This is a genomic window from Citrobacter amalonaticus (assembly GCF_002918555.1).
Taxonomy (GTDB): domain Bacteria; phylum Pseudomonadota; class Gammaproteobacteria; order Enterobacterales; family Enterobacteriaceae; genus Citrobacter_C; species Citrobacter_C amalonaticus_A.
The window spans coordinates 1,116,522-1,136,820 of sequence record NZ_PQMB01000002.1 but is presented as its reverse complement, the minus strand read 5'-3'; the positions used below and the strand labels follow the sequence as shown (position 1 = coordinate 1,136,820).

Genomic DNA, 20,299 nt, shown 5'->3' with positions numbered 1-20,299 from the left:
GCCGCTCTTAGTGCATCATCATGTTGTAGTTGAGGTTCCACATAATCCAGATGGAGCCGACAACCAGGATGGCGATGATAAGTACAGTGAAGACAAAGGCCGTCATGTTCCAGCCTTCATCAGACCTGGTATTCATGTGCAGGAAGCACACCAGATGCACCAGAATCTGTACCACTGCCATTGCCAGAATCGTCCCCAGGATAACGGCCGGCGACGCTGCGCCAGTCATCACCATCCAGAACGGAATCACCGTCAGGATTATCGACAGAATAAAACCTGTCATGTAGGTTTTTACGCTGCCGTGGGACGCGCCGCTGTTCACGTTAGAATGACTCATTACATCGCCCCCATCAGATAAACAACAGTGAACACACAGATCCACACCACATCCAGGAAGTGCCAGAACAAGCTCAGACACATGATGCGGGTACGGTTAGTGCTGGTCAGGCCGCGACGGGCGACCTGCACCATCAGCACCGCCATCCAGATAAGACCGGAGGTGACGTGCAGACCGTGCGTGCCGACCAGCGCGAAGAACGCAGACAGGAAGCCGCTGCGATCCGGCCCCATACCGTTAACAATCAGGTGATGAAATTCATAGATTTCCATCCCGATAAATCCGGCACCGAACAAGAAGGTCAACGCCAGCCAGGAGACAACCTGGCTCTTGTTGTTCTTGTGCATGGCGATTGCCGCCATGCCGTAGGTGATGGAGCTAAACAACAGCAGAAAAGTTTCAACCAGAACGAACGGCAGTTCAAAAATGTCCTTACCTGTCGGGCCACCCGCGGTGCCGTTCACCAGAACGGCATAGGTTGCAAACAGAATAGAGAACAGGATGCAGTCGCTCATCAGGTAGATCCAGAATCCGAAGATTTTGGTCTGGCCTGCGTCGTGGTGCCCGTGTTCGTGCGCGTGGGCAGTCGCGTGCGCTAAAGTATCAGTTGCCATTTTTCAGCCCTGCCTTAGAAATCTCATCGAAATGCTGATTTTCCAGTTTTTCGACTTCCGGGACTGGTACGTAGTAGTCCACGTCCTCGTCAAAGCTTTTCACAATCCAGCTGATGATTATGCCTGCGAAGCTTGCAATCGCCAGCCACCAGATATGCCAGATCATGGCGAAACCGAACAGGGTTGCGAAGGCGGCGATAACGATGCCCGCACCGCTGTTTTTCGGCATATGAATCTCTTCATAGTGCGCTGGTTGCTTGTACGCTTCGCCTTTTTCTTTCATTTCCCAGAATGCGTCACGCTCGTGAACGTGCGGCACAACGGCAAAGTTATAGAACGGAGGCGGGGAAGAGGTTGCCCACTCCAGCGTACGACCGCCCCATGGGTCACCGGTCAGGTCACGGTTCTGCTCGCGGTCGCGAATAGAAACGAAGATCTGAATCAGCTGGCACAGGATACCCAGAGCAATCAGCGCAGCGCCGCAGGCGGCTACCATCAGCATTGGGTGGAACTGCGGGTCAATCTGCTGGCTAAGGCGACGGGTCATCCCCATAAAGCCCAGCACGTACAGCGGCATAAATGCCACAAAGAAACCGATGATCCAGAACCAGAACGCGCGTTTACCCCAGGTTTCGTTCAGCGTGAAGCCAAACGCTTTTGGCCACCAGTAGGTCATCCCGGCGAAGCAGCCGAAGACCACGCCGCCGATGATCACGTTATGGAAGTGCGCAATCAGGAACAGGCTGTTGTGCAGCACGAAGTCCGCGCCCGGAACGGCCAGCAGAACGCCGGTCATACCGCCCACTGAGAAGGTCACGATAAAGCCAATCGTCCACAGCATGGCTGAGTGGAAGACGATGCGGCCCTGATACATAGTGAACAGCCAGTTGAAGATCTTCACCCCGGTCGGGATGGCGATGATCATGGTGGTAATGCCGAAGAAGGCGTTTACGTTCGCGCCCGCACCCATAGTGAAGAAGTGGTGCAGCCAGACGATGAACGACAGGACGGTGATACACACGGTCGCCCACACCAGAGAGGTGTAACCAAACAGGCGCTTACGTGAGAAGGTTGCAGCGATTTCGGAGAACACCCCGAAGACCGGCAGAACCAAAATGTACACTTCCGGATGACCCCAGGCCCAAATCAGGTTGATGTACATCATCATGTTGCCGCCCATATCGTTGGTAAAGAAATGGGTGCCCAGATAGCGATCCAGGGTCAGCAACGCGACGGTAACCGTCAGAATTGGGAAGGAGGCAATAATCAGGATGTTGGCGCACAGCGATGCCCAGGTAAAGACGGGCATTTTGAACATCGTCATGCCCGGCGCACGCATCTTCAGAATGGTCACGAAGAAGTTGATACCGGTTAACGTTGTACCAATACCAGATAGCTGGAGACTCCAGATCCAGTAATCGACCCCGACGCCTGGACTGTACTCTATTCCCGATAGTGGCGGATAAGCCAGCCAACCGGTCTGCGCGAATTCACCGACGCCCAGAGAAAGGTTAACCAGAATAACGCCGACAACGGTGAACCAGAAGCTCAGGTTGTTGAGGAACGGGAAGGCCACGTCACGCGCGCCGATCTGCAGTGGAACCACCAGGTTCATCAGACCGATAACGAATGGCATCGCCACGAAGAAGATCATGATCACGCCGTGAGCCGTGAAGACCTGATCGTAGTGATGCGGCGGCAGGAAGCCGGCTTCGCCAGCGGAGGCCAACGCCTGCTGGCTGCGCATCATGATGGCGTCGGCAAAACCGCGCAGCAGCATCACGATAGCCACGATGACATACATGATGCCAAGACGCTTGTGGTCAACGGAGGTCAGCCACTCTTTCCAAAGCCAGGTCCACTTACCGAAATAAGTAATTAAGGCAAGTAATGCCAGACCCCCAACAATAATGGCAGCGATCGTAACCATGATAATGGGTTCATGGTACGGGACTGCATCAAGTGATAATTTTCCGAACATCGTATTCTTCCTCAACCCCTTGAGTTGGCGGCTTCCGCGTGGCTCATGTCCATGCCTTCCATTCCTTCATGAGCGCTGTGCTCACCTTCCGGTTGGGTCATGTCCATGCTCTTACCGTGAGCCATAAATTTGTTAATCACGTCTTTAAACAAATCCGGTTTCACGTTGGAGAAATATTCCACCTGGTTGTATTCGCTAGGTGCAGCCACTTTCTCGAACGCAGCCATATCGCTCATGGTGTTCGGTGACTGTTTTGCTTTAGCAACCCATTGGTCGAATGCGGCGCGGTCTGGTGTGGCGATAGCTTTAAACTTCATACCGGAGAAGCCGGGTCCGCTATAGCTTGCGGAGATACCGTCATAGGTACCGGCCTCGTTGGCAATCAGATGCAGACGGGTCTGCATACCGGCCATGGCATAAATCTGGCTACCCAGACGCGGGATAAAGAAGGAGTTCATCACGGAGTTGGAGGTCACTTTGAAATAAACCGGAGTGTTCGCCGGGAAGGCGATTTCATTCACAGTTGCAATGCCCTGTTCCGGGTAGATGAAGAACCATTTCCAGTCCATGGAAACCACTTCGATGGTAATGGGCTTCTCGTCATGCGCCAGCGGTTTGCTTGGCTCAAGAGCGTGAGTGGTTTTCCAGGTCAGCACGGCAAGGAAAATGATGATTAAGATAGGCACCGTCCAGACCACAGCTTCCACTTTATTGGAGTGTGACCAGTTCGGGCTGTACTTTGCATCTTTATTGCTTGCACGGTACTTCCAGGCAAAACCAACAGCCATCAAGATGGCAGGAATAACGACAATCAACATCAGGCCAAATGCCGTCAGTATCAGTGAGCGTTGCTCCAGTCCAATCTGTCCTTTGGGATCTAACAGCGCAGAATTACAGCCACTGAGCAATGCCGTGCCTGCAATTAATGACAACCATCCCAAACTTTTATTGTATTTCCTGAGTCTCATTTAACGACCTCAATTCCACGGGACCGGGTGGCGTTTAAAGTGTGTGGTCATTTTACGGGAAGGTTACATTACTGTAAACATGATTGGGTCTGTGTTACTGGGTTCTGCCGCATATGTCACACATGTTGCAAGATATGTCGGCTTGACTTTAAGAACCTGTTGCAACATCACGTTATAACGAAAGCGGGTATCAGGGCGAGGTGTTGAGGGTAATTGGTATAACCAATGTAAAAATAAAACAATTTATTAACAATCAATTATCAATAAAGAGACAAGCAGGGCGAAAAAAATAAATGTGACGTGGCTGAATCGAGTAAGGAAAATAAAATCTATAAAAGGCGTCAATAATTTCCAGATTCTATTGCGCACAAAACAACAAATATTATTTCGCCCGGCTGCTGCTTATTTAGCCGTTATAATTACGCTGGGTTATTACAACGGCTGAATAATTTACACCAGACGTGCTTTTCGTAAGGCCAGATAATCCAACAGCCCACCAAACACAACGCCGCAGACGGCAACCAGCACCGCCACTTCCAGAAGCTCAGGAAGGAAAGAAAAGTTGGTGTAATCAACGGCGTTCATTGTCAGAAGCAGGAGCCAGACCGCTAACAGGCAGCAGCCGATCACCAGCGTCGATAGCGCCAGACTGTACGCACCGTGGAACTCTGTGCGTGGCAGGAAGCTTTCACTCTGTCGGGTGTACTCCAGCGTCTGGCGGCAAACCAGTAAAAGCAGCAGGCCCGGAACGGCAGCAACGACGGAGAAGAGATAGAACGTCGACCAACCGTGTGCCTCAACAAACCAACCGGCAACGGGACCGACATAGACGCGTCCCACCGCAGAGAGGGCTGAAAGCAGGGCGAACTGAGTTGCGGAAAATGACTTATTGCAGAGTGTCATTAACAACGCAACAAACGCTGCTGTGCCCATTCCGCCGCACAGGTTTTCGAAGAAGACCGCTGCCGCCATGCTGAACATATGCTTATCGGTGACCGAAAGCAGCCAGTAACCGGCGTTGGAAACCCCCTGCAGGATGCCGAAGATCAGTAGCGCCCGAAACAGTGAAAGGCGTTGCATTAATACACCGCCATACAACGCCCCGACAATGGTCGCCAACAGCCCCAGCGTTTTATTAACCACGCCGACTTCGCCTGCATCAAACCCCACGCCGCGAATCAGGAACGTGGTGGTCAGACTCATGGCAAACGCATCGCCCAGCTTATAAAGGATAATAAGCAGCAAAATCAGCCAGGCGTTATTACGGCCAAAAAAGTCACGCAGCGGCGCCGCAACGGCCTGTTCGAGCGTTTTGGGAACCGGGATGGTATCGGTAGGCTCCGGGGCGAGGAGGGTTGCGATAATACAAGGCACAAGCAGGGCTGCCATCAGCCAGTACATTCCCTGCCAGCCAAGCCAGCGATCGGCCATCCATAGCGCCAGTCCGCCGGAGACCAGCATACCCAGGCGATAGCCGAGAACGCTGATTGCTGCGCCGGTTCCGCGCTCTGCTGCGGGCAGCACGTCGGTTTTCCAGGCATCAAAGACAATGTCCTGTGACGCCGAACAAAACGCAATAACCACCGCCAGTGCGGCCATCCAGCGTAATTGTGAACCCGGCTCAAGAAAACCCATTGCCGCAATCGAAATCAGCAATAAAAACTGGGTGGTCAGCAGCCATCCGCGTCGGCGACCCAAAAAGGGCGGCGTGTAGCGGTCCATCACTGGAGACCAGAGAAACTTAAAGACGTACGCCTGACCGACCAGTGAGAAAAAACCGATGGTTTTAAGATCGATATTCTCGACGGTCATCCATGCCTGAAGTGTGCCGGAGGTCAGCGCAAGAGGCAGACCAGAGGCGAACCCCAGAATGAGCAGAATTGCTGAGCGTGGCTGTTGAAATATGCGTAAGTATTGATTGGGCATTGGCATCTACAGGCCCGACATACGCCGGGCCAGAGGCAGAAATTAACGGGCGTTCTGCTTAATGAAATCGTGAATGCTGGTGTCCTGGGACATATCAGCGATGGTATCGGTCAGGACGCTGTTAACCGCGTTAGCGATATTCTTATTAGAGGCCTGGAATGCCCCTTCAACAGAGTAGCTGGCACGATAGTTTTTGGTCATCTTATTGCCATTGGCGGCCGTAGCGATGATCGCAATATCCGCTTTGGTGGCAATGTTGTAGCGCATGTTGCCCTGCGATACGTCAGCATACAGCTGGTTGACGATAATCTGCAGGTTTACCACACCGTTTGGCCCAACCATGTAGCCGCGTGCGGCCATCTGTTTCTCAAGAACTTCCTGCAGCAGGAAGCGCAGGTCGCGAGAGGCGGTCAGGGTCACGATTTGGTTGTCGCGAGTCACCTTCGCCAGCGCCTGATCCGGACGCTGGTCGGCGCCGTTAATGCTGACAGTGACGCCCATCAGGCTTGGATCCTGCTGAGGCAGGGTCATTTTTGGTGAAACATCAATTGTTGTTGGCGGGGTAGCGCAGCCTGCCAGCATAAAAAGTGCTACCAACGGAAAGAAGATTTTTTTTAACATTTTCAGGTTCTCAACGAATCGTAAGCATTTAGAGAGAAAAATTGCCGTCATCATAACATCGCCAACGACGAGGGGAAGTGGGTAACGCATGTAAATTCATCGCGTTGTCTGTTTTATGCTGTTATGGAGACCCTGTATCGGTTTTTTGCAACAAGTAAACCCATATACTCGCCATACTTCACGTTGCAAGGGGGTTGGCTTTGTTACCGGCGCATCCCTGATGCCTCGCTCCTGCGGGGCCGTCTTCCCGCAACTCGAATTACTCAGAGTATTAATCAATAAACTTCATCCGTTTGGCTGAGAAAATCAGACGAAAGCTAAATATTTGTTGTCATGGTGTAATGGAAACGGTAAAAGCGGCTAGTATTTAAAGAGATGAGTGACGTCTCAGCGTTGTCGGAGGAGATATTTCATGATGATACGTGAGCAGATAGAAGAAAAATTAAGGGCTGCGTTCCAACCTGTGTTCCTCGAAGTGGTGGATGAAAGCTATCGTCACAATGTCCCGGCCGGCTCTGAAAGCCATTTTAAAGTTGTGCTGGTCAGCGATCGCTTCACCGGTGAACGTTTTCTGAATCGTCATCGGATGATTTACGGCACTTTGACGGAGGAGCTGTCAACTACCGTTCATGCACTGGCCTTACATACCTACACCATTAAAGAGTGGGAAGGATTGCAGGATACGATCTTTGCATCACCTCCCTGTCGCGGCGCGGGAAGTATCGCGTAGAAAATCGCATTTGCAACCGCTGGCGCTTTTCCAGTATGTTGCTACAGATTATGTGAAAACGGCCTGCGGGCCGTTTTGTTTTGTCTGAATTTTGAGCGGGCAGTCCAGTATTCAGACAAAAATTAGCCGGGAATTGTGAAAAAAGCCGCAGCAACGCGCGATAACCGTTCTCGACTCATAAAAGTGATGCCGCTATAATGCTGCGTCTTATTTTTCGGAATGTCTTCGGGATGATTCTGACGACAGGGAATGTGATTGATTATGAGAACATCCCGGTTCCGCGAAGCCAACAACCTGTGCTTGCGGAGTAGAGTTGACCGAGCACTGTGATTTTTTGAGGTAACAAGATGCAAGTTTCAGTTGAAACCACTCAAGGCCTTGGCCGCCGTGTAACGATTACTATCGCTGCTGACAGCATCGAGACCGCTGTTAAAAGCGAGCTGGTCAACGTAGCGAAGAAAGTACGTATTGACGGCTTCCGCAAGGGCAAAGTACCGATGAATGTTGTTGCTCAGCGTTATGGCGCTTCTGTTCGCCAGGACGTTCTGGGCGATCTGATGAGCCGTAATTTTGTTGACGCGATCATCAAAGAAAAAATCAATCCGGCGGGTGCTCCGAACTACGTTCCGGGCGAATACAAGCTGGGTGAAGACTTCACCTATTCCGTTGAGTTTGAAGTCTATCCGGAAGTTGAGCTGACGGGTCTGGAAGCAATCGAAGTTGAAAAACCGGTTGTTGAAGTTACCGACGCCGATGTAGACGTAATGCTGGATACCCTGCGCAAGCAGCAGGCGACCTGGAAAGACAAAGATGGCGCTGCTGATGCAGAAGACCGTGCCACTCTTGACTTCACCGGTTCTGTAGACGGTGAAGAGTTCGAAGGCGGTAAAGCGTCTGATTTCGTTCTGGCGATGGGCCAGGGTCGTATGATCCCAGGCTTTGAAGACGGTATCAAAGGCCACAAAGCGGGCGAAGAGTTCACTATCGATGTGACCTTCCCGGAAGACTACCACGCAGAAAACCTGAAAGGTAAAGCGGCTAAATTCGCTATCAACCTGAAGAAAGTTGAAGAGCGTGAGCTGCCGGAGCTGACTGAAGAGTTCATCAAACGTTTCGGCGTTGAAGATGGTTCCATTGCCGGTCTGCGTACCGAAGTGCGTAAAAACATGGAACGCGAGCTGAAAGGCGCAGTGCGTAACCGCGTTAAGACTCAGGCGATCGACGGTCTGGTGAAAGCTAACGACATCGACGTTCCGGCTGCACTGATCGACAGCGAAATCGACGTTCTGCGTCGTCAGGCTGCTCAGCGTTTCGGTGGCAACGAGAAACAAGCGCTGGAACTGCCGCGTGAGCTGTTCGAAGAACAGGCTAAGCGTCGCGTCGTTGTCGGCCTGCTGCTGGGTGAAGTCATTCGCACCAACGAGCTGAAAGCTGATGAAGATCGCGTGAAAGGCCTGATCGAAGAGATGGCTTCTGCTTACGAAGATCCGAAAGAAGTCATTGAGTTCTACAGCAAAAATAAAGAGCTGATGGACAACATGCGTAACGTCGCTCTGGAAGAACAGGCTGTTGAAGCGGTTCTGGCGAAAGCGAAAGTGACTGAAAAAGCCACTTCCTTTAACGAGCTGATGAACCAGCAGGCGTAATTCGCCTGGCGGTTGAAATTTGCACTAAGGCCCGTCACCTTCAGGTGGCGGGTTTTTTTTTGTCACGAATTTTGCATGGAAGCGTGCGAAAAACCGGGTTTCAGTGTTAGCGTTACAACAAAAGATTGTTATGCTTGAATTATGGCGATGCCGTACCCATAACAGAGGGACTAGCTGATAATCCGTCCATAAGGTTACAATCGGTACAGCAGGTTTTTTCAATTTTTATCCAGGAGACGGAAATGTCATACAGCGGCGAACGAGATAAATTTGCACCCCATATGGCACTGGTGCCAATGGTCATTGAACAGACCTCACGCGGTGAGCGCTCTTTTGATATCTATTCTCGTCTACTTAAGGAACGTGTCATTTTTCTGACAGGCCAGGTCGAAGATCACATGGCTAATCTGATTGTGGCGCAGATGCTGTTTCTGGAAGCGGAAAACCCGGAAAAAGATATCTATCTGTACATCAACTCTCCAGGCGGGGTGATTACGGCAGGGATGTCTATCTATGATACCATGCAGTTTATCAAGCCGGATGTCAGCACTATTTGTATGGGCCAGGCGGCCTCAATGGGCGCATTCCTGCTGACGGCCGGGGCGAAAGGCAAACGTTTCTGCCTGCCAAACTCCCGCGTCATGATCCACCAGCCTCTGGGCGGTTACCAGGGCCAGGCAACGGATATTGAAATTCATGCCCGTGAAATCCTGAAAGTGAAAGGGCGCATGAATGAACTTATGGCACACCATACGGGTCAATCTCTTGAGCAGATTGAACGTGATACCGAGCGCGATCGCTTCCTCTCCGCATCTGAAGCAGTGGAGTATGGCCTGGTCGACTCGATTTTGACCCATCGTAATTGATGCCCAGGACGCAAGTGTGCCGCTATACTAATGAAAGGCGGCACAACGCGTAGTTGCGACTTGCGTCTGAGAATGGCATTTGCGTCGTCGTGTGCGGCACAAAGAACAAAGAAGAGGTTTTGACTCATGACAGATAAACGCAAAGATGGCTCGGGCAAACTGCTGTACTGCTCTTTTTGCGGCAAAAGCCAGCATGAAGTGCGTAAGCTCATTGCCGGTCCATCCGTGTATATCTGCGACGAATGCGTCGATTTATGTAACGACATTATTCGCGAAGAGATTAAGGAAGTCGCACCGCACCGTGAACGCAGTGCGCTGCCGACGCCACATGAAATTCGCAACCACCTGGACGATTACGTTATCGGTCAGGAACAAGCGAAGAAAGTTCTGGCGGTCGCGGTATACAACCACTACAAACGTCTGCGTAACGGCGACACCAGCAATGGCGTCGAGTTGGGCAAAAGTAACATTCTGCTGATTGGCCCGACCGGCTCAGGTAAAACGCTGCTGGCGGAAACGCTGGCGCGCCTGCTGGACGTTCCGTTCACGATGGCTGATGCCACCACCCTGACCGAAGCGGGGTATGTGGGCGAAGACGTTGAAAATATTATTCAGAAACTGCTGCAGAAGTGCGATTACGACGTACAAAAAGCTCAGCGTGGCATCGTCTACATCGATGAAATCGATAAGATTTCTCGTAAGTCTGACAACCCGTCAATCACCCGCGACGTTTCCGGTGAAGGGGTACAGCAGGCGCTGCTGAAGCTGATCGAAGGTACCGTTGCTGCCGTACCGCCGCAGGGAGGACGTAAACATCCTCAGCAAGAGTTCCTGCAGGTCGATACCTCTAAGATCCTGTTTATCTGTGGCGGCGCCTTTGCCGGACTGGATAAAGTGATTGCTAACCGTGTTGAAACCGGCTCCGGCATTGGTTTTGGCGCGACGGTAAAAGCGAAGTCTGACAAAGCCAGCGAAGGTGAACTGCTGTCGCAGGTTGAACCGGAAGATTTGATCAAATTTGGTCTGATCCCTGAGTTCATCGGTCGTCTGCCGGTTGTCGCAACGCTGAATGAGCTGAGTGAAGAAGCGCTGATTCAAATCCTCAAAGAGCCGAAAAATGCCCTGACCAAGCAGTATCAGGCGCTGTTTAACCTCGAAGGCGTGGATCTGGAGTTCCGTGACGAAGCGCTGGATGCGATTGCCAGAAAAGCGATGGCACGTAAAACAGGTGCCCGTGGTCTGCGTTCAATCGTGGAAGCCGCGCTGCTGGATACCATGTACGATCTGCCTTCAATGGAAGAGGTCGAAAAAGTGGTAATCGACGAATCCGTTATCGATGGTCAGAGCAAACCATTGCTGATTTATGGCAAGCCGGAAGCGCAGCAGGCATCTGGCGAATAATTCATCAATTCATACAGGCATTTAATCAAAAAGGGGGGATTTTATCCCCCCTTTTATTTTTCCGTAAACATGGCGTTGAATGTGTGGGAAACATCCCCATATACTGACATACATGTTAAAGGTGGCGTGAAGCACAGTCGTGCCACTTAATTACCTGGCGGACACTAAACTAAGAGAGAGCTCTATGAATCCTGAGCGTTCTGAACGCATTGAAATCCCCGTATTGCCGTTGCGCGATGTGGTGGTTTATCCGCACATGGTCATACCCTTATTTGTAGGGCGGGAAAAATCTATCCGTTGTCTGGAAGCGGCCATGGACCATGATAAAAAAATCATGCTGGTTGCCCAGAAAGAAGCGTCAACGGATGAGCCGGGTGTAAACGATCTTTTCACCGTCGGGACCGTGGCCTCCATTCTGCAGATGCTGAAACTGCCTGACGGCACCGTAAAAGTGCTGGTTGAGGGGTTACAGCGTGCGCGTATTTCCGCGCTGTCTGATAACGGCGAGCACTTCTCCGCGAAAGCGGAATATCTTGACTCGCCAGCCATTGATGAGCGTGAGCAGGAAGTGCTGGTGCGTACCGCTATCAGCCAGTTCGAAGGCTATATCAAGCTGAACAAGAAAATCCCGCCAGAAGTGCTGACATCGCTCAATAGCATTGACGATCCCGCACGCCTGGCGGATACCATCGCTGCGCATATGCCGCTGAAGCTGGCGGATAAGCAGTCCGTACTGGAGATGTCCGACGTTAATGAACGTCTGGAATATCTGATGGCGATGATGGAATCAGAAATTGATCTGCTCCAGGTTGAGAAACGCATTCGCAACCGTGTTAAAAAGCAGATGGAGAAATCTCAGCGCGAGTACTATCTGAACGAGCAAATGAAAGCCATTCAGAAAGAGCTCGGCGAGATGGACGATGCGCCGGATGAAAATGAAGCGCTGAAGCGTAAGATCGATGCGGCGAAAATGCCAAAAGAGGCAAAAGAGAAAGCGGAAGCTGAACTGCAGAAGCTGAAAATGATGTCTCCGATGTCGGCAGAAGCGACGGTGGTGCGCGGTTATATCGACTGGATGGTACAGGTACCGTGGAATGCGCGCAGCAAGGTCAAAAAAGATCTGCGCCAGGCGCAGGAGATCCTCGACACCGACCATTACGGTCTGGAGCGAGTGAAAGACCGCATTCTGGAATATCTCGCGGTCCAAAGCCGTGTGAACAAAATCAAGGGACCGATCCTGTGCCTGGTAGGGCCGCCGGGGGTAGGTAAAACGTCTCTTGGGCAGTCCATCGCCAAAGCCACCGGACGTAAATACATCCGTATGGCGCTGGGCGGCGTGCGTGATGAGGCAGAGATCCGCGGTCACCGCCGGACATACATCGGCTCCATGCCGGGTAAACTGATCCAGAAAATGGCCAAAGTGGGGGTTAAAAACCCGCTGTTCCTGCTTGATGAGATCGACAAAATGTCTTCTGACATGCGTGGCGATCCGGCTTCCGCGCTGCTTGAGGTGCTGGATCCTGAGCAGAACGTGGCGTTCAGCGATCACTACCTGGAAGTGGACTACGATCTCAGCGACGTGATGTTCGTTGCGACCTCAAACTCCATGAATATTCCGGCGCCGCTGCTGGATCGTATGGAGGTGATCCGTCTGTCGGGTTATACCGAAGATGAGAAGCTGAACATCGCTAAACGGCATCTGCTGCCGAAGCAGATCGAGCGGAACGCGTTGAAGAAAGGCGAACTGACGGTCGACGATAGCGCCATCATCGGCATTATTCGTTACTACACCCGTGAGGCGGGCGTGCGTAGCCTGGAGCGTGAAATCTCCAAGCTGTGCCGTAAAGCGGTCAAACAGCTGCTGCTGGATAAGTCGCTGAAGCACATTGAGATCAACGGCGACAACCTGCATGACTACCTCGGCGTACAGCGCTTTGACTATGGACGTGCGGACAACGAAAACCGCGTTGGTCAGGTGACCGGTCTGGCGTGGACGGAAGTGGGCGGCGATCTGCTGACCATTGAAACCGCCTGCGTACCGGGCAAAGGTAAGCTGACTTATACCGGTTCGCTCGGTGAAGTGATGCAGGAATCTATTCAGGCAGCGCTGACCGTAGTGCGTGCGCGCGCGGAAAAACTGGGTATCAACCCGGATTTCTACGAAAAACGCGACATCCACGTTCACGTACCGGAAGGGGCAACGCCGAAAGACGGACCGAGTGCGGGTATCGCGATGTGTACCGCGCTGGTGTCCTGTCTGACTGGCAACCCGGTTCGCGCCGATGTGGCGATGACCGGTGAGATCACCTTGCGTGGCCAGGTTCTGCCTATTGGTGGTTTGAAAGAAAAACTGCTGGCGGCACACCGTGGCGGTATTAAAACGGTCTTAATTCCGGACGAAAATAAACGCGATCTGGAAGAGATTCCGGACAACGTGATTGCCGATCTGGATATCCATCCGGTGAAACGCATTGAGGAAGTTCTGACTCTTGCGCTGCAAAATGAACCGTCCGGAATGCAGGTTGTGACCGCAAAATAGTGACCTCGCGCAAAGAGCACTCATAAAAACAGGGCTGGCAGGCCATTTCGGACTTGCCAGCCTTTTTTTGTATAGCTAATTTAGATGACGGATTAGGTCTGCCATCATTAACGGGTGTTGTAAGGGCGTGGCAGGCCTGATATAACTGCTGCGCGGTCGCACTTTGAAGGATTCTGGTGCGATATAAATTATAAAGAGGAAGAGAAGAGTGAATAAATCTCAACTGATCGACAAGATTGCTGCAGGGGCTGACATCTCTAAGGCTGCGGCTGGACGTGCGTTAGATGCAATTATTGCTTCTGTTACTGAATCTCTGAAAGAAGGGGATGACGTTGCGCTGGTAGGTTTTGGTACTTTTGCCGTTAAAGAGCGTGCTGCCCGTACTGGTCGCAACCCGCAAACAGGTAAAGAGATCACCATTGCTGCTGCTAAAGTTCCGGGTTTCCGTGCAGGTAAGGCACTGAAAGACGCGGTAAACTAAGCGTTTTCCCCTTGGGGATGTGACAAAGTACAAGGGCGCATCATCTGATGTGCCTTTTTTATTTACGATCCGCGACTTTCTGCACCTTGTGGGCTGACAATTGCCCCAGTTTCTTGTCACAATAGGTCTTTCTGCGCAGCGTTCAGGAAACGCTATGCTGCGTGAAGCATATATACTCAAAATCCTTGCCACCGTATTGAAGCGGCTCAAAGGGTAAAGCGTATTGTCATCTACAGCGGAGTGTGGTTACACCATGATGGACAGCTTACGCACGGCTGCTAACAGTCTCGTGCTCAAGATTATTTTCGGTATCATTATCGTGTCGTTCATTTTGACCGGCGTGAGTGGTTACCTGATTGGCGGAAGCAACAACTACGCCGCAAAAGTGAATGACCAGGAGATCGGCCGCGGGCAGTTTGAGAATGCGTTCAACAGCGAACGTAACCGCATGCAGCAACAGCTGGGCGATCAATACTCTGAACTGGCGGCGAATGAAGGTTACATGAGGACGCTGCGTCAACAGACGCTCAACCGCCTCATTGACGAAGCGTTGTTGGATCAGTATGCCCGTGAACTGAATCTGGGCATCAGCGACGAGCAGGTTAAACAGGCCATCTTCTCTACTCCGGCTTTCCAGGTTGACGGAAAATTTGATAACAACCGCTACAACGCGATTGTGAATCAGATGGGGATGAGTGCCGATCAGTACGCGCAGGCGCTGCGTAACCAGCTCACCACCCAGCAGGTGATCAGCGGTATTGCCGGTACTGACTTCATGCTCAAAGGCGAGACGGATGAGCTGGCGGCGCTGGTTTCCCAGCAGCGCGTTGTACGCGAAGCCACTATCGACGTCAATGCGCTGACCGCGAAGCAGCAGGCGACTGAGCAGGAAGTTTCCAGCTACTATGAACAAAACAAAAACAGCTTTATGACGCCGGAGCAGTTCCGCGTTAACTACATTAAGCTGGACGCTGCCGCGATGCAGGAAACCGCCAGTGATGAAGAGATTCAGTCCTACTACGATCAGCATCAGGAGCAGTTTACTCAGCCGCAGCGTAGCCGCTACAGCATCATCCAGACTAAAACGGAAGATGAAGCGAAAGCCGTGCTGGATGCGCTGAATAAAGGCGGTGATTTCGCGGCGCTGGCGAAAGAAAAGTCTGCGGATATCATCTCTGCCCGTAACGGCGGTGACATGGGCTGGCTGGAAGAGGCCACCACGCCGGAAGAGCTGAAAAATGCCGGTCTGAAAGAAAAAGGCCAGCTGTCAGGCGTCATCAAATCTTCCGTTGGCTTCCTCGTTGCCCGTCTGGACGATGTTCAACCTGCGAAGGTCAAACCGCTGAGCGAAGCGCGTAGTGATATTGCGGCGAAAGTAAAACAGGAAAAAGCGCTTGATGCCTACTTTGCGTTGCAGCAGAAAGTGAGCGATGCCGCGAACAATGATACCGAATCTCTTGTGAGCGCTGAGCAGGCCGCAGGTATGAAGGCGGTTGAAACCGGCTGGTTTAGCCGTAACAACCTGCCGGAAGAGCTGAACTTCAAACCCGTTACCGATGCTATCTTTGACGGTGGTCTGGTGGGCGAGAACGGTACGCCGGGCAGAAACTCCGATATCATCACTGTGGACGGCGACCGCGCGTTTGTACTGCGTATTAGCGAGCATAAGCCGGAAGCGGTTAAGCCGCTGGCTGAGGTGAAAGCTCAGGTGACTGCGCTTGTTATACACAACAAGGCGGAGCAACAGGCGAAACTGGATGCGGAGAAACTGCTGTCTGAGCTGAAAGCCGGTAAGGGCGATGAAGCGATGAAAGCGGCGGGTCTGAGCTTTGGCGAGTCTAAAACCCTGAGCCGTACCGGTCAGGATCCGCTGAGCCAGGCTGCGTTTAGCCTGAGCCTGCCAGCAAAAGATAAGCCGAGCTACGGCATTGCTAACGACATGCAGGGCAACGTGGTTCTGCTGGCGCTGGATGATGTGAAAGCGGGCTCTATGCCGGAAGATCAGAAAAAAGCGATGGTTCAGGGGATCACCCAGAACAACGCGCAGATTGTGTTTGAAGCGCTGATGAGTAATCTGCGTAAAGAAGCAAAAATTAAAATCGGTGATGCAATGGAGCAACAGCAGTAATCATCGAGAAGCTTCGCAACTAATTGCACAACAGCTGTAACCCTTAAAGGCCGCTTTCGCGGCCTTTTCCATTTCTGATATTTGCTATTTGTCCGCTTTTATTCCCCCCGCTATCGTGGCTCCACTGTTAACAAACAAGGAGAAAACAGTATGAAACATGGAATCAAGGCGCTGCTTATCACCCTTTCTCTGACCTGTGCTGGTATAACCCATAGCGCGCTGGCGGCCGCTCCGGTAGCAAAAGGAGCCGCGATGGAAACGAAAGCTGAAGCTTCCTCTGCCGCGCAGAATAAAGCGACTGCTCCCGCTAAGGCCAGCGATGATGACGGTACCAGAGTCAGTATCAACAGCGCCTCCGCAGAAGAGCTTGCCCGGGCGATGAACGGCGTTGGGCTGAAGAAAGCGCAGGCGATTGTCAGCTATCGCCAGGAGTATGGTCCGTTCAAAACGGTGGATGATTTAAAGCAGGTTCCGGGAATGGGGAGTTCCCTGGTGGAACGTAATCTTGCAGTTTTAACATTGTAATAACTTGCAGTAACCGCAAAGTTTGCCAAAATATAGAGGTCATACCAGTTATGACCTCAATACTCGTGGTTTTTTAAGCTGCAGATGCGCTGGCTGCATTCACTCACCCGAATCACTTACTTCAGTAAGATCACCGGGACTCGCTAACTTGCCGCCTTCCTGCAACTCGAAATACTAAAAGCCTGTGGGCCAGGCTTTTAGAGTATATTCCTATAAAAAATAAGGTTATTACGCTATGCAAACGCAGATTAAAGTTCGTGGTTATCATCTGGATGTGTATCAGCACGTGAACAATGCTCGTTACCTGGAGTTTCTGGAGGAAGCGCGTTGGGATGGGCTGGAAAGCAGTGACAGTTTTCAATGGATGACCTCTCACAACATCGCATTCGTGGTCGTAAACATTAATATCAATTACCGCCGTCCCGCGGTGCTCAGCGACCTGTTGACCGTAACCAGCCAGGTACAACAGCTGAACGGAAAAAGCGGTATTTTGAATCAGGTGATAACCCTGGAGCCGGAAGGACAGGTGGTGGCGGATGCGCTGATTACCTTTGTCTGTATCGACTTAAAAACGCAGAAAGCGCTGCCGCTGGAAGGTGAATTACGGGAAAAGCTGGAACAGATGGTTAAGTAGCGATGAATAGCCTGATGGTGATTTGCTGACGGAGCCTGCGGGAATGTCTTTGGTCGGCCGGATAAGGTGCCTGCACCGCCATCCGGCTGTTTACAGACAATGCGTTATTGCAAACCCGTTTTCTGTTTCATTGCCGCCATAACTGCGGGTTTATCTGCCAGATAATGGTTCAGACCGTTAGCGCGCAGATTACAGGCGGCACAGTGGCCACAACCGTCGCCTTTGATACCGTTGTAGCAGGTGAGCGTCTCCTGGCGCACCAGTTCCAGCTTGCCCCAGTAATCGGCCAGCGCCCAGGTCTCGGCTTTATCAATCCACATCAGCGGCGTCTCAAAGCGAATCTCTTTCGCCATGCCCAGATTCACGGCGTGGTTTAACGCTTTGACAAATTCATCACGACAGTCCGGGTAGCCAGAGAAATCTGTTTCGCAAACGCCGGTGATCACCGCCCCGGCCTTGACCTGGTAAGCATAAATTGCTGCCAGGGTCAGAAAGAGAATGTTGCGACCGGGGACAAACGTATTGGGAATGCCGTCAGCGTTCGGCTCGTAATCCGGTACAGGGATACTGTCGCGCGTCAGGCTGCTGACGGCCAGTTCGTTAAGGAGCGTAACGTCGAGCACTTTATGCGCCCGTGCGCCCAGTTGCAATGCCAGATCGCGTGCCACATCAATCTCTGCGCGATGCCGCTGACCATAGTCAAAAGTCACGCAATGCACTTCATCATACTGATGCAGCGCCTGCACCAGACAGGTGGTGGAGTCCTGGCCTCCACTGAATACTACGACGGCACGTTTCATGGTTTTTCCTGACAAATCACTAAAGGCGTTATGGTAACGCCTGAAGCACACGTCGACCAGCTTCTTCACGGCGAAGGAGGAGGAAGCCAGGCTTCAGTAAATTCAAACCAGCCGCGAGGATTCAGGCGCACGCCGTTCACGCCGGGTGGAGCGCTTATGCGATAGTGATAATTGAACAGCGGCGTCAGCGTGGCATCATTCATCAGTTGCGTAAACACCTGCTGTAGCGCGGCATGGCGTTGCTCCTCATCGGCCTGAATCTGCAAAGCATCCAGCGTTGCCTGTAAATGGGCGAAGGCCGGGGCGTCGAGAACGTGAGCCCAGAGCTGATCGCAGCGTAGCCATTGTTCGAGGGTATACTCCGGCGCTTCGCCAATCAGCCTGTCGCCCATCATCAGATCGGCCTGCGCCAGAGGATGCTCGCCGTCCCAGTTCTTGGCGTTATGAAATATCAGCGTTAACTCACAGCCAAGCGAGGCAAGCGCCAGCCGAAGCTGTTCTGCCATTGTGTGTAGTTCTACGGGCAGGTGGTACGCCAGGGTCAGTGTTTTGGGAAGCACCACCTCGTCCTCCTCATCCCACTGCGGGATGGTCCAGCCAGGCAACAGCGCATTGCTTGGCGTAATCAGGTTTTCATCCACGTCCAGGGTTTGCAGTAGCGAAGATCGGTGAATAATATTGATTAACCGACGTGCCTGTCGGGGATTCAGGCGTGGGCTTTTTCTTAACGTCAGATAGCAAAAACCCAGACTAATACTACTGCTCACCTGGCTTAAGGTCGCAAACTCTTCCGGTTTGCCGATGGTTATCTGCACCGGATGGCGACAGCTGGTCCCCAGATTCTGAGCGAAAAGCTGCGGGGTGATCCAGTATTCGATCGCTTTGAGCAGCGGGTGGCTGAGATGATAATGATCGTGACTCTCCAGGCGAACCAGTTCTGGTGTAAACAGCGTCAGCCGGAAGGGACCGGTGCCAGTGAGCGGCAATTCCGGATGCGCCAGATGACTGCTGTAGCTTGCCAGACGATGTGCCAGCCAGAAATCAGGACGATGCAGAATAAAGGTCAGACACTGCGGATGTGTCACCTCAATATGTTTGACGCTGATAAAGAGCTTATTAAGGACGGGCAGCTCAAGCAGCATCCGCAGACGCTGGTGCAGCTGTCTGGTGTTAACGGCATCGCCGTTATGCCAGTACAACGTGGATCGAATATAGAAATCCCAGCGCAGGCCGTCGGCGGAGATATCCCAGTGATGGGCTAAATCCCCGCAGGGGCGCTGCGTTCCGCCGTCGAAACGGGTCAGACCTGAAAAAATCTGCCCGGCAAGGTGCTGCTCCGCACGTCCTGGGAGAAATCCCGGATGCAGTGAGTCGAGCTGGCGGTAATAGGGGATGCGCAGCGTTGGCGTATCGTTTTGCCACTGGCCCCCCATAAACGGTTGCAGCAGTGTTCTTAGTTCCCCAGGTGCCAGTTGCGCCAGCTCGAGTACGCTCTGCTGCTCTCCTTTTTCCAGCGCCTGTTCCATCATGGTATTGCGCAGAGAATCCGGCGTGACCAGGAAGCGTAGTTGCCCACGCTTGCCGCGTCCGGATTGCGCCTTCCAGACCAGCCAGCCGGCATCCTGCGCCTGACGCAGAAGCGTACGCACGTGCCGCTCGCTACAAAAGCAGCGTTCTGCCAGTTCCCCAACGGTAACAGACTGGGGTTCTCCGGCAGAGGGCTGCCAGAGACGTTGGTATTGCTTAAGACGATTTAAAAGACGCATTTACACTCTATCCTTCACGCTGCCTTTTTGTTGGCTACTGAGTTACTCGTCTCATCCAGGAGACTCGCCCTTAGAGGCCGTCGCGTGCGACATTCAAATCTGTTCCCGACAGATTTGCCATATATCCCAGTCATATACTGGAATATATGCTCCAGGGGGATTAACGGGAGATATCTCTGTTTATCACCGGAGGCCAGCCTGCGACTGTTCAAACTCGTTCCTGACGAACGGGTTATTCACTTGCCGCCTCGAGGCGTCTCGACTGGTTCTGTGTAAAAAACCGGAACAATTTCTTTTATCTATTCACTATTACTTCCGTATATCTCAGGTGATACT

At 52.3% G+C, this 20,299-nt stretch carries 17 protein-coding genes; 9 read left to right on the top strand and 8 right to left on the bottom strand.

Annotated features, from left to right (window positions below):
* Positions 1 to 7: 7 nt before the first annotated feature.
* The 6 genes from C3432_RS10970 to C3432_RS10945 form a co-directional block, all read right to left on the bottom strand.
* Positions 8 to 337 (bottom strand): cytochrome o ubiquinol oxidase subunit IV, encoded by a 330-nt coding sequence (locus tag C3432_RS10970; RefSeq protein ID WP_103776619.1) that lies wholly within the window; start codon positions 335 to 337, stop codon positions 8 to 10.
* A complete protein-coding gene (locus C3432_RS10965; protein ID WP_103776618.1) occupies positions 337 to 951 on the bottom strand; it encodes a cytochrome o ubiquinol oxidase subunit III in 615 nt (204 codons plus the stop codon). Before C3432_RS10965 ends, C3432_RS10970 begins: the two co-directional genes overlap by 1 nt.
* Entirely contained in the window at positions 941 to 2,932 is a 1,992-nt protein-coding gene (gene cyoB, locus C3432_RS10960) for a cytochrome o ubiquinol oxidase subunit I (protein WP_103776617.1), read from the bottom strand. The genes C3432_RS10965 and cyoB overlap by 11 nt, the downstream gene beginning before the upstream one ends.
* Positions 2,933 to 2,943: 11 nt before the next feature.
* Positions 2,944 to 3,900 carry a cytochrome o ubiquinol oxidase subunit II gene (gene cyoA / locus C3432_RS10955; RefSeq protein WP_103776616.1) on the bottom strand — a complete coding sequence of 319 codons (957 nt, stop codon included), beginning with the start codon at positions 3,898 to 3,900 and terminating at the stop codon, positions 2,944 to 2,946.
* 450 nt (positions 3,901 to 4,350) lie between these two features.
* Positions 4,351 to 5,826, bottom strand: a complete 1,476-nt coding sequence (gene ampG, locus C3432_RS10950) for a muropeptide MFS transporter AmpG (protein ID WP_103776615.1) — start codon at positions 5,824 to 5,826, stop codon at positions 4,351 to 4,353.
* Between the two features lie 42 nt (positions 5,827 to 5,868).
* Positions 5,869 to 6,447, bottom strand: a complete 579-nt coding sequence (locus tag C3432_RS10945) for a lipoprotein (protein ID WP_103776959.1) — start codon at positions 6,445 to 6,447, stop codon at positions 5,869 to 5,871.
* Positions 6,448 to 6,859: 412 nt separating this feature from the next.
* Here C3432_RS10945 and bolA point away from each other — a divergent pair, with 412 nt between their 5' ends.
* The 9 genes from bolA (at position 6,860) to fadM (ending at position 17,397) form a co-directional block, all read left to right on the top strand.
* On the top strand, positions 6,860 to 7,177 hold the full coding sequence (bolA, locus tag C3432_RS10940; protein WP_103776614.1) for a transcriptional regulator BolA: 318 nt from the start codon (positions 6,860 to 6,862) through the stop codon (positions 7,175 to 7,177).
* A gap of 347 nt (positions 7,178 to 7,524) precedes the next feature.
* Positions 7,525 to 8,823, top strand: coding sequence for a trigger factor (tig, locus tag C3432_RS10935; RefSeq protein WP_103776613.1), 1,299 nt, complete (start codon positions 7,525 to 7,527; stop codon positions 8,821 to 8,823).
* Positions 8,824 to 9,065: 242 nt separating this feature from the next.
* On the top strand, positions 9,066 to 9,689 hold the full coding sequence (clpP, locus tag C3432_RS10930; RefSeq protein ID WP_103776612.1) for an ATP-dependent Clp endopeptidase proteolytic subunit ClpP: 624 nt from the start codon (positions 9,066 to 9,068) through the stop codon (positions 9,687 to 9,689).
* 126 nt (positions 9,690 to 9,815) lie between these two features.
* Positions 9,816 to 11,090 (top strand): ATP-dependent protease ATP-binding subunit ClpX, encoded by a 1,275-nt coding sequence (gene clpX / locus C3432_RS10920; RefSeq protein ID WP_103776610.1) that lies wholly within the window; start codon positions 9,816 to 9,818, stop codon positions 11,088 to 11,090.
* A gap of 184 nt (positions 11,091 to 11,274) precedes the next feature.
* Positions 11,275 to 13,629, top strand: a complete 2,355-nt coding sequence (gene lon / locus C3432_RS10915; RefSeq protein ID WP_103776609.1) for an endopeptidase La — start codon at positions 11,275 to 11,277, stop codon at positions 13,627 to 13,629.
* 190 nt (positions 13,630 to 13,819) lie between these two features.
* Positions 13,820 to 14,110, top strand: a complete 291-nt coding sequence (hupB, locus tag C3432_RS10910) for a nucleoid-associated protein HU-beta (RefSeq protein ID WP_219352570.1) — start codon at positions 13,820 to 13,822, stop codon at positions 14,108 to 14,110.
* 253 nt (positions 14,111 to 14,363) lie between these two features.
* Positions 14,364 to 16,238: a peptidylprolyl isomerase gene (gene ppiD / locus C3432_RS10905; RefSeq protein ID WP_103776608.1), complete on the top strand. Its 1,875-nt coding sequence runs from the start codon at positions 14,364 to 14,366 to the stop codon at positions 16,236 to 16,238.
* A 150-nt stretch (positions 16,239 to 16,388) separates the two neighbouring features.
* Positions 16,389 to 16,763: a helix-hairpin-helix domain-containing protein gene (locus C3432_RS10900; RefSeq protein WP_103776607.1), complete on the top strand. Its 375-nt coding sequence runs from the start codon at positions 16,389 to 16,391 to the stop codon at positions 16,761 to 16,763.
* Positions 16,764 to 16,998: 235 nt separating this feature from the next.
* The gene (gene fadM, locus C3432_RS10895) at positions 16,999 to 17,397 is read left to right on the top strand and encodes a long-chain acyl-CoA thioesterase FadM (RefSeq protein WP_103776606.1); all 399 of its coding nucleotides are present in this window, start codon (positions 16,999 to 17,001) and stop codon (positions 17,395 to 17,397) included.
* A gap of 104 nt (positions 17,398 to 17,501) precedes the next feature.
* Here fadM and queC read toward each other — a convergent pair whose 3' ends face one another.
* Both queC and C3432_RS10885 read right to left on the bottom strand, forming a co-directional pair.
* Entirely contained in the window at positions 17,502 to 18,197 is a 696-nt protein-coding gene (queC, locus tag C3432_RS10890; protein WP_103776605.1) for a 7-cyano-7-deazaguanine synthase QueC, read from the bottom strand.
* Between the two features lie 65 nt (positions 18,198 to 18,262).
* Positions 18,263 to 19,963 carry an SgrR family transcriptional regulator gene (locus tag C3432_RS10885; RefSeq protein ID WP_103776604.1) on the bottom strand — a complete coding sequence of 567 codons (1,701 nt, stop codon included), beginning with the start codon at positions 19,961 to 19,963 and terminating at the stop codon, positions 18,263 to 18,265.
* Positions 19,964 to 20,299 lie beyond the last annotated feature (336 nt).

Excerpts from the sequence above, each read along its gene's own strand:
- cyoB (WP_103776617.1), bottom strand. The coding sequence starts at position 2,932 with ATGTTCGGAAAATTATCACTTGATGCAGTCCCGTACCATGAACCCATT.
- tig (WP_103776613.1), top strand. The coding sequence starts at position 7,525 with ATGCAAGTTTCAGTTGAAACCACTCAAGGCCTTGGCCGCCGTGTAACG.
- cyoA (WP_103776616.1), bottom strand. The coding sequence starts at position 3,900 with ATGAGACTCAGGAAATACAATAAAAGTTTGGGATGGTTGTCATTAATT.
- C3432_RS10970 (WP_103776619.1), bottom strand. The coding sequence starts at position 337 with ATGAGTCATTCTAACGTGAACAGCGGCGCGTCCCACGGCAGCGTAAAA.
- ampG (WP_103776615.1), bottom strand. The coding sequence starts at position 5,826 with ATGCCCAATCAATACTTACGCATATTTCAACAGCCACGCTCAGCAATT.
- C3432_RS10945 (WP_103776959.1), bottom strand. The coding sequence starts at position 6,447 with ATGTTAAAAAAAATCTTCTTTCCGTTGGTAGCACTTTTTATGCTGGCA.
- ppiD (WP_103776608.1), top strand. The coding sequence starts at position 14,364 with ATGATGGACAGCTTACGCACGGCTGCTAACAGTCTCGTGCTCAAGATT.
- C3432_RS10965 (WP_103776618.1), bottom strand. The coding sequence starts at position 951 with ATGGCAACTGATACTTTAGCGCACGCGACTGCCCACGCGCACGAACAC.
- queC (WP_103776605.1), bottom strand. The coding sequence starts at position 18,197 with ATGAAACGTGCCGTCGTAGTATTCAGTGGAGGCCAGGACTCCACCACC.
- clpP (WP_103776612.1), top strand. The coding sequence starts at position 9,066 with ATGTCATACAGCGGCGAACGAGATAAATTTGCACCCCATATGGCACTG.
- fadM (WP_103776606.1), top strand. The coding sequence starts at position 16,999 with ATGCAAACGCAGATTAAAGTTCGTGGTTATCATCTGGATGTGTATCAG.
- C3432_RS10885 (WP_103776604.1), bottom strand. The coding sequence starts at position 19,963 with ATGCGTCTTTTAAATCGTCTTAAGCAATACCAACGTCTCTGGCAGCCC.
- lon (WP_103776609.1), top strand. The coding sequence starts at position 11,275 with ATGAATCCTGAGCGTTCTGAACGCATTGAAATCCCCGTATTGCCGTTG.
- C3432_RS10900 (WP_103776607.1), top strand. The coding sequence starts at position 16,389 with ATGAAACATGGAATCAAGGCGCTGCTTATCACCCTTTCTCTGACCTGT.
- clpX (WP_103776610.1), top strand. The coding sequence starts at position 9,816 with ATGACAGATAAACGCAAAGATGGCTCGGGCAAACTGCTGTACTGCTCT.
- bolA (WP_103776614.1), top strand. The coding sequence starts at position 6,860 with ATGATGATACGTGAGCAGATAGAAGAAAAATTAAGGGCTGCGTTCCAA.